This window comes from Galbibacter sp., assembly GCF_048266365.1.
In the GTDB taxonomy this organism is placed as follows: domain Bacteria; phylum Bacteroidota; class Bacteroidia; order Flavobacteriales; family Flavobacteriaceae; genus Galbibacter.
On record NZ_JBLWZP010000007.1, the window covers coordinates 204553 to 220545 of the forward strand.

Consider the following 15993-nt stretch of genomic DNA (forward strand, 5'->3'; position numbering starts at 1 on the left):
AATTTTCACAAAGACTGGTTAATCAATTATGAGGCGCCAGTCTTTATTTTTTTTTAATACCATACTGCACCTTAAGATGGCGAACTCCAAACTCACGCGCCTTTTGAATATTTTTTCCCATATATAAGTCGATCTTGTTTTTGTAGCGGGCATTCATTTTATCTTTCACCAGGTAATAACCTGGATATCCTTCTATTTTAAATGGTGTATTTCTGCCAATGCCAAGTTTAATTAAATCTCTGGATATAGCTATAGCTTTCATTCCGGGTACAAGGATATCACCCCATGCACCGATGGATGGGTTCCCCATGGTCTGAGCTTTGGTAGAATTGTAGGCAGAAGCTTTTACTTTCTTTTCAACCCAAACATAATCATCTGGGTCAACATCCTGTTGCGCATAGCTGTAATAACAACAAAAAATTGCACAAAGGGAAACTAAAACAAACTTCATTGTTCTTGTGTTTTGAGATTCGGTTTGCTATAAAACGCTGACAAATAACTATTAGTATAAATGATTCAAATGCACTGATAGTCAAAACAAATAATCCAATTGTAAGGAAGGCAAAAATATTTGACTAAATTTGCAGAACACATTAAAAGAAAGTGAAACGCTAAAATATTTTAAGATGGCTTTAGAAATAACAGATGCTACCTTTGATGAGGTAGTTTTAAAAAGTGACAAACCGGTTTTAGTTGATTTTTGGGCAGCTTGGTGCGGACCATGTAGAATGGTTGGACCAATCATTGACCAAATTAGTGAAGAGTATGAAGGAAAGGCTATCGTTGGTAAACTGGATGTAGATGCGAATCAAGAATTTGCAGCTAAGTACGGAGTTAGAAATATCCCTACAGTATTGGTTTTCCAAAACGGTGAGCTAGTAGGACGCCAAGTAGGTGTTGCTCCTAAAAATGCTTATACCGATGCAATCGACTCACTTTTGTAGTTAGTAAAAAATTACCAAAAAGGTAAGCGAATTATAAAAATACCATTCAAAACTTGATTTTGGGTGGTATTTTTATATCACAATACCTAAGGGCAATGAAATTAGTTCAAAAAAAGGTTTGAACTATTGCCAAAGCTTTTTTACTTTAGTGTTAGAATAAACCTTTACAGCTATGGCGTCCATATTCACTAAAATAATCCAAGGAGAAATCCCTTGTTACAAAATTGCAGAAGATGATCAGTTCTTTGCTTTTTTGGATATTAATCCTAATACAGCCGGTCATACCTTGTGTATACCAAAACAAGAGATAGACAAAATCTTCGATTTGGATGAGCAAACTTATATGGATCTGATGGCTTTTTCCAGAAAAGTAGCCATTGCCATAAAGAAAGTTATTGACTGCAAACGTATCGGGATGTCTGTTGTTGGACTAGAGGTGCCACATACGCACGTCCACCTTATCCCTTTAAATAAAATGAGTGATGTAACCTTCCAATCGAAGGTACAACTTACCGAAGAAGAATTTGCTGATATTGCGAGTAAAATTCGAGCTGCGCTATAGTTTTAATTATAATTTGCTTATCAAAATATAAACTGCAATACCCACTACAGCAATACCGAGTAGGGTAAGGATCGCCAAACGAGTCAGTTTAAAATAGCGCGTTGGATTTTCAATAGATTTAAGATAAAACTCTCGAACCCTTTCGATATCATCCGTCCAGCGCACCGGATAAATATCCGTATTACAGTTTTGGCATTTTATACTATCGGTAATTTCACCGGTTGCCTTTTTATACCAGGCACTTTCAATATGTTTTTGATAAAAAGTCAACAGTAAGCCTTCGTTAGAAAAACATTCAGGGCAGTTGTTAGTCAGTGTGGTTTGCTTGATTTCTTTTTGTCTAATTTTCACGATATAAAATTTTACCTGTTATGGTGATGTCTTTAGCACAATTTGCATCTTAGTTCCTTTGCCTATGGTAGAGGCAAAAACTCTAACTCTGCCGTTGTGATAATCTTCAATTATTCTTTTTACCAGAGATAAACCAAGCCCCCATCCTCTTTTTTTGGTAGTATACCCCGGTTCAAATATTTGGTGGAAATCATTTTTCTGAATTCCCTTTCCTATGTCTATAACGTTTATTTTGACAAATTTCTTATCCAATTCGACTTCAACAGTAAGTCTGCCTTTCCCTTTCATAGCATCAATAGCATTTTTTATCAGGTTTTCAATGGTCCAGCTATAGAGTTGCCTATTAATCTCACAATATATAGGAATTTCCGGGGATTTAAAATCAAATTCGACTAGTTTTGAACTTCTAAGCTCTAAATACTGGAAAGTCTTGTAGGTTTCAGCAACCACATCGGATTTTTCCAGTGCCGGAACGGATCCTATTTTGGAAAAGCGTTCTGTAATCACCAATAGACGGTCAATATCTTTTTCAATTTCCGTAGTAATCTCCGGGTTCACATTCTCAGCCTTTAATAGCTCACTCCATCCTAAGAGAGATGACAAGGGTGTTCCAATCTGATGGGCGGTTTCTTTGGCCATCCCTGCCCACAATTTATTTTGATCTGCAACCTTAAAGGTTCTATAGAAGAAATAAACCACAGCTGCAAAGAGAAATATAACCATTAAAAGAGCCACAGGATAATACTTCAGATTGTTCAAAACATCTGAGTTCCCATAGTATAAAGTGCCGTATTTAGTATTTCTGAAGGTTACTTCGATGGGAGGGTTCTCCGTGGTAAACTGTCGAATTTTTCTCTGAATATACAGGCTGTCATCAACTCGGTTTTCGGGAAGGTTATTGGAGGTAATTTCACCTTCATCACCAACATATATTATGGGTGTACTGGTGTTGTTTTTCATCACAGCCAAAGTTACAGTGCCCATGTCCCGATCCAAATCCGTTGTTTGAATAAATTCACCGAGTGCCTCTGCCCAAATTTTCATTTTGGACCGCTCTTCTTCCTTAAAACGTTGAAAAAACACATAGGTGTTCCACAATACTGAGCCCACTATGGCAATAGAAGATATGATTAGTATCCAACGGGTGGTTTTTTTCAATAGATCAAATTTTAGTTTGCCTTTGTCACTAAAGATAAAGCAAAAGATGTAAATTTATTGTATTCGACCGGACTTAAGAAACATTTTCAAAGCATTTAAAATTCGAATACACCTCCAAACACGGTTCATAATTTTCGACTAGATTCACCAATATGCGCTTTATTGGTTTAAGCCATTATTTTTTAGGTTATTTTTGTTTAAAACACATATATGTTAACCATAGATCCAAACGAAATACCAACAGCTAAATTACATTCTTATTTGTTAAATGCTGTAGCGCCCAGGCCAATAGCCTTTGCCAGCACCATTGATAAAAAAGGAAAAGTTAACTTGTCGCCATTTAGTTTTTTCAATGTCTATAGTTCGAACCCTCCTATTATGATATTCTCTGCCAATAGAAGAGTTAGGGATAACAGCACAAAACATACACTTGAAAATATATTACAGACCAAAGAGGTTGTTATAAATATTGTCAACCACGACCTTGTACACCAGGCCTCATTGTGTAGTACAGAATATCCGAAAGGGGTAAATGAGTTTATGAAGTCTGGTTTGACCATGTGTAAGTCAGAACAGGTGAGACCCTATAGAGTGGCTGAGTCTCCGGTACAGTTTGAATGCAAGGTCAATGAAGTTATCGCTCTGGGAGATCAAGGGGGAGCTGGGAATTTAATTATAGCCCAAGTACTAAAAATGCATATTCGCCCAGAGGTGTTAGATGATTTCGGCGAAATAGATCCCCTAAAGATTGATCTTGTGGCAAGGATGGGTGGAGATTGGTACTCACGTTCTTCAGAAGGTATGTTTCAAGTTCCTAAGCCACTAAGGACCCAAGGTATTGGTGTGGATCAGATTCCAGAGTTTATAAGAAATAGTACCGTTTTAACAGGTAATGATCTCGGAAGGCTGGGGAATGTGGAGCGAATACCCGAAAAAGAGGAGGTTGAAGCTTATATTAATGAAAACATCAAAGTGCGAGAACTTTTAAGTGGTGATGATAATACACAAATCCAAATGAAAGCCAAACGACTGATTGAAGAAAATAAAGTAGCAGAAGCTTGGAAACTATTACTGGCAAAGTAATTAATTTTTTTACCTTTGGAAACGATTTGTCAGAACGTGAATATTAAGGTAAATTCATCTGATTTTTGGGGAAATTAATGAATTTACAATATAAATTAAAGTAAGATATGGAATTACAAGGAAGAATTAAGTTGATTGATGAAACTAAAACCTTCGGAAATAACGGTTTTAGAAAGAGAGAGGTTGTCGTTACAACTGAGGAGCAATACCCACAACACATCATGGTGGAATTTGTACAGGATAAATGTGACTTGCTCAATGCATATCAGGTTGGTCAACAAGTGAAAATAAGCATAAACCTTAGAGGTAGAGAGTGGACAAATCCACAAGGAGAGACCAAGTATTTTAATTCTATTCAAGGATGGAGAATTGAAAACATTGAAGCAACACAAAGCGATTCGCCTGTGAATCATCCTCCGGTATCTCCTCAGGATGCTTTTGAGCCGGCAAACAATTTCAATGAAGAAGAGCATGATGATCTGCCATTTTAATGATGCAGTGTAAATTATGACATTGATCGCTTCCTACGAAATTTGCGTAGGCCACAAAGGGCGATAAAATATATAAAAGAAGAAAGCCTCGACATTTCAATAACGTCGAGGCTTAATTTTGTGGTTTTAGGTTTGTCTTTGCAGTAAACTCAAAAAAGCAATGATGAAAAAATTTGATTACAAAGACGCTTCCAAAGTAGGGATAATAAATGGATAAAACCAATAAAAATTTCAATTTTAATGTTATTTTACTAAAAGTTTTAACGATACGTTGATATACTATGGTTTTTCTTACAGAAAATACGAGATTTCCTCCAGTTGAAAATGCCACCGCAGAAGGTGTAGTGGCGGTCGGTGGTGAATTGTCTACTAAACGGCTATTCGAAGCATACTCAGAAGGGATTTTTCCGTGGTTTGATCATGGTTCTTTGATTATGTGGTGGAGTCCCGATCCTAGAATGGTTTTAGTACCCTCAGAAGTCAAGGTTTCGAAGAGTATGCGAAACATCCTAAACCGGAAGCTGTTCAAGGTGACCTATAATACTGCCTTTGATCAGGTGATTCGTCATTGTTCCTCAGTAGTACGTGAGGGTCAGGATGATACCTGGATTACCCGCGAGATGATTAGCGCTTATAATGCACTACATCAAGAGGGTGTTGCCAAATCTGTTGAAGTCTGGTATGATTCCAAACTTGTTGGAGGGCTTTATGGTGTCGACCTTGGTCATATGTTTTGTGGAGAAAGTATGTTTTCTTTGATGAGTAATGCTTCCAAAGTAGCCTTCATTAGTCTAGCAAGAACATTAGAAGGAAAGCAATACAGTCTTATCGATTGCCAGTTGTACACTGAGCATTTAGCTTCTATGGGAGCCAAGGAAATCCGTCGAAAAGACTTTATAAAGATTTTAAAAAACGCTTAGATCAGCTTTTGAACCTCCTTATACCTAAAGCAGTCCATTTGATGATCATTGACCATCCCTGTGGCCTGCATATGTGCATAAATAACTGTAGAACCTACAAACTTAAATCCTCTTTTCTTTAGATCCTTACTCAAGGCGTCTGATATCGTTGAGGTGGCAGCTGCATCTTTGTAATGTTTGACTTTGTTCTGAATCGGTTTATCATCCACAAAATCCCAGATGTACTTGCTAAAACTGCCAAACTCTTTTTGAATTTTTATAAAATGTTGGGCATTTGTGATGGTCGCTTTTATTTTTAATTTATTTCTAATGATGCCTGGATTTTGCAAGAGGGATTCATATTTAGCCTCGTCGTATGTGGCAATTTTCTTATAGTTAAACTGATCGAAAGCCGCCCTGAAGTTTTCTCGCTTTCTCAAAATGGTAATCCAACTCAATCCGGCTTGAAAGGTTTCAAGAACTAAAAATTCAAACAGTGTTTGGTCATCATATACCGGGACGCCCCATTGCGTATCGTGGTAAGCTTCATAAAGAGGGTCTCCTTTGCACCATCCGCACCTGATTCTCGTATCTTTTACTGTTGAATTTTCCATGTTTTTTATCGGTTTAAATTATGAGAAAATAGTATTGTTTTAGTGTAAGGTTTCTGTGAGAATGGGTCTAACCTATTCAAAGGTAATTTAAGTAATAAAAGCATGAAAGTAATCGTTGATAATCTTATTGATAAAGCCCTTGAAACGGCAATATCGTACAAGCAGTATAGAGCAGAATTGGATGCACTGGTTGACGCCGTAAAATCCGGAAATCTGAAACAGACTGATGAGTATTTAGAGTATCGGTTGTTGAATCAGCAACGGATGAAACGTCTAGATAAGAGTTTCAAACTTAGTGAATCCGTACGTGACGGGCTCAAAGAAGTAGAGCGTCCGGTGATCTGGGTTGTACTCATTGAGAGCTGGTGTGGGGATGGTGCTCAGAGTTTACCTGTTCTTAACAAGATGGCTGAGGCATCGCCAAACATTTCTTTGAAAATTGTATTGAGAGATCAAAATCTTCCACTAATGGATCAATTCTTAACTGATGGTGGTCGCTCGATTCCGAAGTTGATTATGCTTGATGAAGCCACAAGAGAAATCCAGGATACTTGGGGGCCTCGTCCTTCAATTGCAACAGCCATGGTTAAGGAACAAAAGGAGAAATTCGGTGAAATTACAGTAGAGTTCAGAACCGAACTTCAAAAGTGGTACACCAAAGATAAAGGCTTAAATATTGTAAGTGATATCCTTAAGATGCTAGCCTTGGAATAAGTAGGTGATAGTGCCTACTTGTTCTCCTGTGCCTGGTTTAGGATCGAAACTTGATTTTAAGGCGTATTTAATTGCATTTTCGACTAAACACCCATTTTTGGTATTGGAGCTGGATTGGTTGTAATTTGCTTCGGTCACTTGACCGCTGGAATTCACCTTAACGTTAATAACTACTTTTCCAAAACTCTCACAGGTGTAAACAGGATTAGCGAGATAGCTGTGCATGCGATCCACCAAAGAGTAGGTGATGGTAGTATGCCTTTTAATATTTATTTTGGGAGCCTTTCCTTTTCGTTTTATGGCTTCGAGCTTCTCGCGTTGTTCCTTAAGTTTTTCGGCGTATTCGCTGGCAAAACCTCCTTCGAGTGAAAGTTCACCAACTTCGGAATTGTCGTTGTCCGGATTCTGACTGGCGGCTTCTTGCGCTTGTTGTTCGAGCTGTTCTAAAGTTTTGAAGTTGTCTAATTCATCAGCATAGTCGCTTTTCATAGCTTGATTATACGCTTTGTGCGTTTCAAGCTCCGTCATTGAGAGTTCCTCGATTGGAATTTCTTCTTCAAAGAGTTCCTCGTCAAAACTGAGTTCGTATAAAAACTCCTCTTCCTGTTTTGCTGCCATTTGAATATTGAGTAGGGTCAATAAGAATAACCCCATTACACAACAGGTTATAATCAGTGACAATTGTCTGTTACTGAGCCGGTCGAGTTTATCCAGTATATCAGATGAAAAGTCCGCTGTTTTGAGGGATACTTCTTTTAGCTTTATGAGTATTGATTCTAAATTCATTGCAATGACTTGGCAAGCTAAAGATAAAAATAAAATTTGTTATGACTCTAGCAGGCTGTTAAATGTATTTGGGTCTATTGCATTATTTACGTTATAATCACCTATTTTGGTTCTCCGAAGTTCAGAAAGATAGGCGCCTGAATTTAAAACTTTACCAAAATCATAGGCTAATGAGCGAATGTAAGTGCCCTTGCTACATGTTACTTTGAAGTGCACATTGGGCATTTCTATTCTGGTGATTTCGAAGCTGCTGATGTTGACAGTCCTGGGCTGAATGTCCACAGATTTTCCTTCTCTGGCAAATTCATATAAACGTTTTCCATCCTTTTTCAAGGCAGAAAATACTGGAGGATACTGCTCGATATCCCCAATAAAATCCAGCGTAGTTTTTTGAATCATTTCTTCTGAAATATGATCCGTTTCAAAAGTTTGATCAATTTCAGTTTCCATATCATAGGAGGGCCTTGTGGCTCCTAATGTGATACAGCCAGTATATTCCTTGGCTTGACCTTGAAGGTCTGCAATTTTCTTAGTAAACTTACCTGTACAAATCAAAAGTAATCCAGTAGCTAGAGGGTCCAAAGTCCCTGCATGACCTACCTTGATTTTCTTTAATTTATACGATTTTTTAATATCCCATTTTATTTTGTTAACTGCTTGAAATGACGACCAACCCATTGGTTTGTCAATCAGTAGTACTTGTCCGGTTTGTATTTCTTCTAAAGTCATTATATACTCAGTGGACTAATAAAATAGTGAATAACCAGTAATAAAACACCGATAAAAATTCGGTAATATCCGAAGACTTTAAAGCCGTTTTTACTCAAATAGCCGATAAAGGTTTTAATAGCAAAAAGAGCCACAACAAAACCAACCACATTTCCGATGACAAGGAGCTCGATTTGTTCTGAACTCAATGTTAGCCCATCTTGATAATAGTCAAATCCTTTTTTAGCAGTAGCACCGAGCATGGTCGGAACGGCTAAGAAAAATGAAAATTCTGCTGCTGCGGTTCTTGAAAGCTTTTGAGACATCCCTCCAATAATGGACGCTGCACTTCGAGATACACCCGGGACCATCGCCAGGCATTGAAACATCCCAATCTTGAATGCTGTTTTATAGGATATCTCTGTGCCTTGTTCATCTCCAAACCAATCATCTACTTTAATTAATACAATACCACCAATTAGAAGTGATATGGCTACAACTAGAGGGCTTTCAAGTAACGCGTCAATAGTGCTGCTAAAGAGAAGTCCTAGAATGACTGCCGGGATAAAAGCAACTAGTAATTTTAAATAAAAATCTACCGATTGAAAGAACCGTTTAAAATACAATACCACCACCGATAGGATGGTGCCGAGTTGAATAACGATTGTAAAAAGTTTTGTAAATTCATCATCCGCAATACCGAAAAAAGATGAAGTTATAATCATATGTCCAGTTGAAGAGACAGGTAAATATTCGGTTAATCCTTCAATGATGGCAAGAATAATTGCTTGTAATGTATCCAATACTGTTTATTTTTTCTTTGTAGGGTTCAACATTATGGCGTAAACCTCAATTCCAAAACCAATTAGAACCAAAGTAGGAGCCAGTCGAATTCTTCTAAAGTTGAAAATGTCAGGATTAAATACATTGGGATCATCACTGCCACCTCCGCTCATTAGAATAAATCCAAGTACTATGAACGCTAAGCCAATAAACATTATTATGTAATTCTTCTTCTGAAAAACAAATTCTTTTTGATCTGAGTTTTGAGATTGTTTTTTTGCCATGTTGTTAGTAATATAAATCGTCTGTTCTAAGATTTAAAAATCTTTGGGTTGCAATATACGTACTTATCCACGTAATGATTACTCCGATTATGAATATTCCAACAAAAAGTGATACAATTATGACAGGATCTGAAAGTAGTTGCAACTGTGGCATGATGGAGTTGATGTAGAAGAGAAGTCCGCCCATAGCTGCCATGGCAACTAAGGCCCCAACCATTCCCAATTTAATACTGTTCCATATGAACGGGCGGCGAATGAACTTTTTTGTCGCCCCAACCATCTGCATGGTTTTGATGATAAATCGTTTGGAATAAACCGATAAGCGTATAGAACTATTTATAAGTAATACTGCAATGAGTGTAAAGACACCTGATGCAACAAGAATCCAAAAACTTAATCGCTTAACATTTTCATTTAGCATGCCAATGAGCGGTTTGTCATAAGCTACGTCCGAGACGTAAATTTTTGAACTTAGGTCTTCTGCAATTTGTGCGATACTATCTGTAGCTACATAGGCCGCATTCAAGTGCACGTCTATGGAGTTTTGCAAGGGATTATAGCCCAAGAATTCTAAAAAATTTTCACCAATTTCCTCACTATGAGCCTCAGCAGCTTCATCCTTTGAAACGTAGGTGGCCGATTTTGTATATTCTGCCATAGCCAAACTCTTTTGAAGTTGGTTTATTTCGACTTCCTTTGCGTTGTCTTTTAAAAATACAGTTATTGCTACCTGTTCCTTGAAGTGATTGGCTAACTTGTTGGTGTTTATAACTAACAATCCCAAACAGCCCAGAAGAAACAGCACAAGTGCAATACTTAGTACTACTGAAAAATAAGAAGAAATAAGTTTGCGTTTTTGATAGCGCTCAAAAGATTTGCTCATACCAGAATTAATTGGATGTGTAAAAGTAATAAAGTAAATTTAATCTCGCTTAGGGTTACGCTTTAATCTTTAAACGTTTAAATAGATAAAAAGTGTATAAAGTGATCCTACTTCAAAACTTTGACTTTAAGACGAGTTGAGTAATCAGTGGCAACAATTAGGAATGAGGAGATTAAATACGAAAAAGGATTAAATAACTAAAGGTGAGTTTACAAACAGAAATAAACAAAATTGAATTAGCCAAAAACCTAGGATTTTTAGCCAGTCAGGTGGTCGAGGGGTTTATTAGCGGTAAGCACAAAAGTCCATTTCACGGATTTTCCTCTGAATTTGCTGAGCACAAAATTTATAATCAAGGTGAAAGTACCAGGCATATTGACTGGAAGCGTTACGCCAAGACGGATAAGCTCTATACCAAAAAATATGACGAAGAAACCAATTTGCGATGTCACATCATCATTGACAATTCTTCATCAATGCATTATCCTGCTCTAAAGAAGCAACATGTTCATAGCTACAATAAAATTGGATTTTCGGTTCTGGCAGCCGCCTCATTGATGAATCTACTCAAAAGGCAAAGGGATGCTGTTGGACTCAGCATCTATTCGGATACTTTTGAGTTTTATGCTCCGGAGAAGGGGAGTGAGCGTCATTTTAGGCTTTTACTACAAGCTATGGAGCAATTGCTAGAAAAGCCTGCTGTAGGGCGCCAAACAAACTCCTACACTTACCTACATCAGATTGCAGAGAAAATCCACAGGAGAAGCTTTATTGCGTATTTCACAGACATGTTTCAGACTCAAACAGACTCGGAACAACTTTTCAAAGCATTACAACACTTGAAGTACAACAAGCATCAGGTTGTTTTATTCCATGTGATGGATAAAGAAAAGGAACTTCATTTTCAATTTGAAAACCGAGCAAAGCGATTTGTCGATGTGGAGACTAATCAAGAAATTGATTTGTTTCCGGAACAACTCCAAGAAAATTACAAAATGGCAATGGAACAATATCAAGAAAATCTCAAGCTACGATGCGCACAGTACGGAATAAAATACATCGAAGTCGACATCGCGACAAATATTCATAAAATTTTGCAAACTTATCTGGTTGAGCAGCAGAAGTTTATTTAAGGCTGAAAAAAATAATTGATTTTTTTAATAAAAAAGGTTTGTGCAATTAAAAAAGGGATGTATATTTGCATCCGCATTCAGGAAAGGTCTGGTAGTTCAGCTGGTTAGAATACATGCCTGTCACGCATGGGGTCGCGGGTTCGAATCCCGTCCAGACCGCTTTTCAAAAGCACAAATAGAATCAAAACCCTGTTAATTATATGATTAACAGGGTTTTGTCATTTTTAGGCATAATATTAAAGTTATAATAATTAACTTTAATAGTTCACAGATCGTCAACAGTGATTTTTTAATCGTCAACATAGTTGAAGACCTGCCTGAGAATTGAAATACTCTGTATAGTTGATTTGACTTTCATCTAAAATGAATGTTTAACAATCTAAAGATGACAACTATGCGTACTTCTTTAACCTTTTCGGTGCTTTTTTGGATTTATGCCAAGCGTGCCAGAAACAACCAAACGGATATTTATGTCCGTATTACATTAAACGGTAAAAAAGTCAACATCAGCCTCAAAGAAAAAGTGGATATTGATGCCTGGGATGCAAAAAGCCAAAAAGTGAAGGGGAATACTGCCCGGGCAAAAGAAATTAATTTATATCTGGATGAGGTAAAATCGGATATAATGCAATGTTTCCGAGATCTTAAATCGGAAAAAAGAATCCTGACGGCTGAACTCATTAAGGCAAGATATTTAGGAGAAGATAAAATAAATTATTCCCTAAAAAATATTTTTGACTACCACAATGAGGTGATGACACATAAATTAAAGCCTGACACAATGGGGCATTATAAAACTACTCAAAAATATATTTTAGCATATCTTTCAAGTAAGTACAAGGTCTCGGATATATTCCTTCAAAATTTAGATTATGAATTTGTGATAGGTTTTGAGAGTTTTCTAAGATCGTATCAATCTAGACCATCACAGGGTAAAATTGGTAACAATGCCACAATGAAACACATCCAAAGACTTAGAAGAATGGCTACCCTAGCCTATAATATGGAGTGGATCGACCGAGATCCCTTTATTAAGTTTAAACCAAAACTAGAAAAGAAGGAGCGCGAGTTTTTAACAAAAACAGAACTTCAAAGAATTGAGGATCTGTCATCCTCAATTGAACGTCTTACGGCAGTAAAAGATTTATTTATTTTCAGTTGCTACACAGGAATGTCTTATGTGGATATTATGAAACTAAATGAGGATAATATCATACCTGGAATTGATGGAAATCAATGGATAATGGCAGAAAGAATAAAAACAAAGACTCCTGTTAAAATTCCATTGTTGCCTATAGCGGAATCAATTATAAAGAAGTATGGTGATCATCCCAGAACCAAACATACAGAAGGTCTGATGCCATATATGTCGAACCAAAAATTGAATAGCTATTTAAAGGAGATAGCAGATATTTGTGGGATTACTAAGAACCTTACTTTTCATATGGCCAGACATACTTTTGCCACTACCATAACCCTATCCAATGGTGTACCCATTGAAACCGTTTCAAAACTTTTGGGGCATACAAAAATATCGACTACACAAATTTATTCAAGGGTATTGGAACAAAAGATTGGGGAAGATATGCTTACTTTGAAAGGGAAACTTAATAATAAAGTTGCACATGGGTAAAAAAATGGCTAAGGCAAATAAAAATAGCGGTTGTTCTTATGTAGGGCAACCGCTATAATGTTTTATGTTTATTTTTTTTCTAATAGTTGTTCTAGATAAGCCACTTTATCTTTTTCTGCCTGTAATAATCGCTCATATAGCTTTTCTTTTTCTTCGTATGCTTCTACCAGTTTATCAAGTGGGTTAAATGTACAGTTAAAATTTGATATACTAATGGAGTTAGCCCCTTTATTAGAGCCATCATAATTATTTTGGATATTGTAAATCATAGATTCCTCAGAGAAATTCTTAATTGTCTCAGCAGTAACCCCTAAAACTTTGGCAACTTTTTCCAGTTTTTCATCTTCAATAGTTTCACTTTGCTCTATTAATGAAACACTTTGTTGGCTAATGCCCAGTTCCATAGCAAGGGCTTCTTGTTTCATGCCCCTTAATTCCCTGATTCGGCTAATCTTTCTGCCTATATGGTTTGGTTTTGTTGCTGTACTCATGGTTCAAATATAATACTATTTGTATGTGTTCGGTAAGTAAAGATAGTGGAAAATCTATAAATATTCTTGGTAAAATACCAGATATCATTGGTAATCCACAAGGGCCGTTGGTCCGGTACATGAAAATTCGATAGTTCCTTTATGGAAATCAAAAGGAAAATCAAATGGATTCCAATTTTATAAAAGAAATCATCAATAGCCAAGAGCCCATTGCCATCATGAAGTATTTTGAATACCCAATATTTTCAAATGACTATGCAAATGCTAGGTATACAATACTTAGGATTGACAAGAAACATAATACTATAATAGAAACTGATATCCCTTTTAACCTTGTTCCCTTTGTTATTACTAAAATAGGATATTTTGAAGAGGTTTTACGGTTAAACGAGGGTGCTGTATGGGAACGGGGCTCTTTTCGCAAAAAAGCCAAAAAAGTGATATCAAGACCAGCATTGAGATATTTCATTAACCAACAATAGTTTATCAGCTTATTGACTATAAACTTAAAATAAACAAATCATGAAAGTGACGGAACAACAAATCATCGAGAAAATTACAAACCTATTGGAAGTGCAGTACATTTATTTAACAACTAAAGTGGGTGAAGATACTTTTAAAAAAGTGTGGATTGTCATTTTAAAAGGAAGTTGTACCAGTTTAACAAAAGAATTATCGGCGATGGTCGCCAAAATATTTCAAGAAGAAACGGATTTTTTATACCGTATCTTTTCTTCTGAATATGCAGAAAAACAGTTAATGGCAGAAAACCTCTTCTTTGTTTACGGATGCACATGGGATAAGCTCATTTATCAAAACCCTGATGCTTCATTGGACGTTTTCCATAAATATCAAATAACTGAAAAGACCCTAGACAACATCCAATCAAACTTTAAAAGGGAACAAGGCAAGATTGCTTCCTTTAGGGATGGGGCTACTTTCTTTATCGATAAAGGGGCATACTCACAAGCGGCATTTTTATTGCATCAATATATTGAGCTATGGCTCCGTTTTGCAGGTCTTTTTATTATGGGGAAAGAACGAAAATCGCATGGTATTAAAGAACTTCAAATTTATATCAAGTCTTATGTGCCAAAATTGGGCTGCTTATTCAATACAGAAATCGAGGAGGAACTTAACCTTTTAAAACTGTTAGATGATGCGTATGTAGCTACACGATATGAGAACAACTACCATATTAACAAAGAACAAATTTCAAAAATAGAGGCTAAGGCTAATTTAGTACACACCACTGTTGTTTACTTATTTAAGACGAAGTTTGATGTAGCTAACAAGCTGTTGGATTCCTGTAAATATTTTGAAAATCAAAACTTCAACAAAACATCCTCTGACCAAAAAATATGCGTAAATATTGAAAAGGAAATCCTTAAAAAGATAAAGAACTATGCAAATGAACATTTTGATTTGTTAAAGCGAAATATATACCGGAAAGATGTTTACGACATCCATATTGAGACAAAAGGTTATCTGGATACTTCTTATCTAACGGCAAACCTTATAAAAGTCAGTATCATGGCATTGGAATCGATGGAAGTTCCGGGACAATCCTTAGATGCAGGGGATTATGCCGTACAACAGGTATTGAAATGCGTACTCAAATTAATTCCTTATGAAGAAATGGAGTTTATGGACAAAGTAAGGGACTTACTTTTAAAAACAGAGAATCATTGATGACAAAACCAATATTACTAAAAGTAAATATTTTTCTGAAAACATCCTTTTTTATAGAGAGGTCAGCCCCACAAATCTTACCATAACTAATACTATCTGTATGAATGGAGATGTAAATTACTCCTAGCTAAAAAAATAGCTTATTTATTATATTGTGTAGCAGGCTTTTCAAACCTGCATGGCTCTGTTTAAAAAGGAATTAAAATATTAACGCTCTTATACTACACATTGAGCTTAAATATTAAAATTTAAATATTTTCTATATTTTATTTTGAAAACAATCTATAATTTCTATATTAACCTAATATTTCATCGAAAATATATACGCGTAATTAAAAGATGATATGTGAAGTTTTATTAACAAATCAAAATCTAAAAAAAATGAAAACATTAAAATTACATGAAATGGAAACTATCGAAGGCGGCAGTGATTGGAGCTGTGGATTAGCAATTGCTGGAACGATTGCAGCAACAGCAGGATTTGCCTTTGTGACTGGTGGCGCTGGTCTTATTGTTGCACTAGCCGCAAAAGGGATAGCCACAGCCTCAGTAATAGATTCTTGCGCTTTTTAGCATTTTTTATTTTAACATCAAACTCTCATTTTTATATTTAAAATCATTGGTGTCCGGTTAAAAAATAACCGGATCAGACATTTTGCAGCCTAACCCGGTATGTCTATTTTTGAGTTACGACACAAAAAAATAAGACATGGGCAAAAATACATATTTTACCGGACAGCCAATTTTTAATCAGCTAATAAAGTTCATTGACAAAAAAGACATC

General features: G+C 36.2%; 21 protein-coding genes and 1 tRNA gene. 12 read left to right on the forward strand and 10 right to left on the reverse strand.

Going from position 1 to position 15993, the window contains the following annotated elements; genetic code table 11:
• Window positions 1-43: 43 nt before the first annotated feature.
• A complete protein-coding gene (locus tag ACN0TV_RS12035; RefSeq protein ID WP_417363163.1) occupies window positions 44-451 on the reverse strand; it encodes a 3D domain-containing protein in 408 nt (135 codons plus the stop codon).
• A gap of 130 nt (window positions 452-581) precedes the next feature.
• On the opposite strand from ACN0TV_RS12035, the gene trxA reads away from it, so the two are divergent.
• On the forward strand, window positions 582-944 hold the full coding sequence (trxA, locus tag ACN0TV_RS12040; protein WP_417363164.1) for a thioredoxin: 363 nt from the start codon (window positions 582-584) through the stop codon (window positions 942-944).
• 172 nt (window positions 945-1116) lie between these two features.
• On the forward strand, window positions 1117-1506 hold the full coding sequence (locus ACN0TV_RS12045; RefSeq protein ID WP_417363165.1) for an HIT family protein: 390 nt from the start codon (window positions 1117-1119) through the stop codon (window positions 1504-1506).
• Window positions 1507-1512: 6 nt separating this feature from the next.
• Here ACN0TV_RS12045 and ACN0TV_RS12050 read toward each other — a convergent pair whose 3' ends face one another.
• Both ACN0TV_RS12050 and ACN0TV_RS12055 read right to left on the reverse strand, forming a co-directional pair.
• Window positions 1513-1857 carry a hypothetical protein gene (locus ACN0TV_RS12050; protein ID WP_417363166.1) on the reverse strand — a complete coding sequence of 115 codons (345 nt, stop codon included), beginning with the start codon at window positions 1855-1857 and terminating at the stop codon, window positions 1513-1515.
• Between the two features lie 18 nt (window positions 1858-1875).
• The gene (locus ACN0TV_RS12055) at window positions 1876-3015 is read right to left on the reverse strand and encodes a sensor histidine kinase (RefSeq protein ID WP_417363167.1); all 1140 of its coding nucleotides are present in this window, start codon (window positions 3013-3015) and stop codon (window positions 1876-1878) included.
• Window positions 3016-3225: 210 nt separating this feature from the next.
• On the opposite strand from ACN0TV_RS12055, the gene ACN0TV_RS12060 reads away from it, so the two are divergent.
• The 3 genes from ACN0TV_RS12060 to aat all read left to right on the forward strand — a co-directional run bounded on the left by ACN0TV_RS12060 (window position 3226) and on the right by aat (window position 5509).
• On the forward strand, window positions 3226-4098 hold the full coding sequence (locus ACN0TV_RS12060; protein ID WP_417363168.1) for a flavin reductase family protein: 873 nt from the start codon (window positions 3226-3228) through the stop codon (window positions 4096-4098).
• 107 nt (window positions 4099-4205) lie between these two features.
• Window positions 4206-4589 carry a DUF3127 domain-containing protein gene (locus ACN0TV_RS12065; RefSeq protein WP_417363169.1) on the forward strand — a complete coding sequence of 128 codons (384 nt, stop codon included), beginning with the start codon at window positions 4206-4208 and terminating at the stop codon, window positions 4587-4589.
• 281 nt (window positions 4590-4870) lie between these two features.
• Window positions 4871-5509, forward strand: a complete 639-nt coding sequence (aat, locus tag ACN0TV_RS12070) for a leucyl/phenylalanyl-tRNA--protein transferase (protein WP_417363170.1) — start codon at window positions 4871-4873, stop codon at window positions 5507-5509.
• Here aat and ACN0TV_RS12075 read toward each other — a convergent pair.
• Complete coding sequence (locus ACN0TV_RS12075; protein WP_417363171.1) at window positions 5506-6102, reverse strand: DNA-3-methyladenine glycosylase I; 597 nt, start codon at window positions 6100-6102, stop codon at window positions 5506-5508. The genes aat and ACN0TV_RS12075 overlap by 4 nt on opposite strands.
• A 102-nt stretch (window positions 6103-6204) precedes the next feature.
• On the opposite strand from ACN0TV_RS12075, the gene ACN0TV_RS12080 reads away from it, so the two are divergent.
• The gene (locus ACN0TV_RS12080; protein ID WP_417363172.1) at window positions 6205-6816 is read left to right on the forward strand and encodes a thioredoxin family protein; all 612 of its coding nucleotides are present in this window, start codon (window positions 6205-6207) and stop codon (window positions 6814-6816) included.
• Here the strand turns inward: ACN0TV_RS12080 and ACN0TV_RS12085 are convergent.
• Genes ACN0TV_RS12085 through ACN0TV_RS12105 form a run of 5 tightly spaced genes read right to left on the reverse strand, consistent with a single transcriptional unit; the run spans window position 6802 to window position 10260 of the window.
• A complete protein-coding gene (locus ACN0TV_RS12085) occupies window positions 6802-7602 on the reverse strand; it encodes a hypothetical protein (protein WP_417363173.1) in 801 nt (266 codons plus the stop codon). The genes ACN0TV_RS12080 and ACN0TV_RS12085 overlap by 15 nt on opposite strands.
• 39 nt (window positions 7603-7641) lie before the next feature.
• Window positions 7642-8331 carry a tRNA pseudouridine(55) synthase TruB gene (gene truB / locus ACN0TV_RS12090; RefSeq protein WP_417363174.1) on the reverse strand — a complete coding sequence of 230 codons (690 nt, stop codon included), beginning with the start codon at window positions 8329-8331 and terminating at the stop codon, window positions 7642-7644.
• Window positions 8331-9113, reverse strand: coding sequence for an undecaprenyl-diphosphate phosphatase (locus ACN0TV_RS12095; RefSeq protein ID WP_417363175.1), 783 nt, complete (start codon window positions 9111-9113; stop codon window positions 8331-8333). The genes truB and ACN0TV_RS12095 overlap by 1 nt, the downstream gene beginning before the upstream one ends.
• Before the next feature lie 6 nt (window positions 9114-9119).
• Window positions 9120-9377, reverse strand: a complete 258-nt coding sequence (locus ACN0TV_RS12100; RefSeq protein ID WP_417363176.1) for a DUF3098 domain-containing protein — start codon at window positions 9375-9377, stop codon at window positions 9120-9122.
• Between the two features lie 4 nt (window positions 9378-9381).
• Entirely contained in the window at window positions 9382-10260 is an 879-nt protein-coding gene (locus ACN0TV_RS12105) for a cell division protein FtsX (protein ID WP_417363177.1), read from the reverse strand.
• A gap of 203 nt (window positions 10261-10463) precedes the next feature.
• Between ACN0TV_RS12105 and ACN0TV_RS12110 the strand changes: the two genes are divergently transcribed.
• The 3 genes from ACN0TV_RS12110 (at window position 10464) to ACN0TV_RS12120 (ending at window position 13026) form a co-directional block, all read left to right on the forward strand.
• The gene (locus tag ACN0TV_RS12110) at window positions 10464-11393 is read left to right on the forward strand and encodes a DUF58 domain-containing protein (protein ID WP_417363178.1); all 930 of its coding nucleotides are present in this window, start codon (window positions 10464-10466) and stop codon (window positions 11391-11393) included.
• An 85-nt stretch (window positions 11394-11478) separates the two neighbouring features.
• Window positions 11479-11552: transfer RNA gene (locus ACN0TV_RS12115), tRNA-Asp, on the forward strand.
• 235 nt (window positions 11553-11787) lie between these two features.
• Entirely contained in the window at window positions 11788-13026 is a 1239-nt protein-coding gene (locus ACN0TV_RS12120) for a site-specific integrase (protein WP_417363179.1), read from the forward strand.
• Window positions 13027-13094: 68 nt separating this feature from the next.
• On the opposite strand, the gene ACN0TV_RS12125 is transcribed toward ACN0TV_RS12120, so the two are convergent.
• Window positions 13095-13517 (reverse strand): helix-turn-helix domain-containing protein, encoded by a 423-nt coding sequence (locus tag ACN0TV_RS12125; RefSeq protein WP_417363180.1) that lies wholly within the window; start codon window positions 13515-13517, stop codon window positions 13095-13097.
• A 164-nt stretch (window positions 13518-13681) separates the two neighbouring features.
• Here ACN0TV_RS12125 and ACN0TV_RS12130 point away from each other — a divergent pair, with 164 nt between their 5' ends.
• The 3 genes from ACN0TV_RS12130 to ACN0TV_RS12140 all read left to right on the forward strand — a co-directional run bounded on the left by ACN0TV_RS12130 (window position 13682) and on the right by ACN0TV_RS12140 (window position 15782).
• Window positions 13682-13999, forward strand: coding sequence for a hypothetical protein (locus tag ACN0TV_RS12130; protein WP_417363181.1), 318 nt, complete (start codon window positions 13682-13684; stop codon window positions 13997-13999).
• A 40-nt stretch (window positions 14000-14039) separates the two neighbouring features.
• Window positions 14040-15209, forward strand: coding sequence for a HEPN domain-containing protein (locus tag ACN0TV_RS12135; protein ID WP_417363182.1), 1170 nt, complete (start codon window positions 14040-14042; stop codon window positions 15207-15209).
• A 405-nt stretch (window positions 15210-15614) separates the two neighbouring features.
• Window positions 15615-15782: a hypothetical protein gene (locus ACN0TV_RS12140; RefSeq protein WP_417363183.1), complete on the forward strand. Its 168-nt coding sequence runs from the start codon at window positions 15615-15617 to the stop codon at window positions 15780-15782.
• Window positions 15783-15993: the final 211 nt, after the last annotated feature.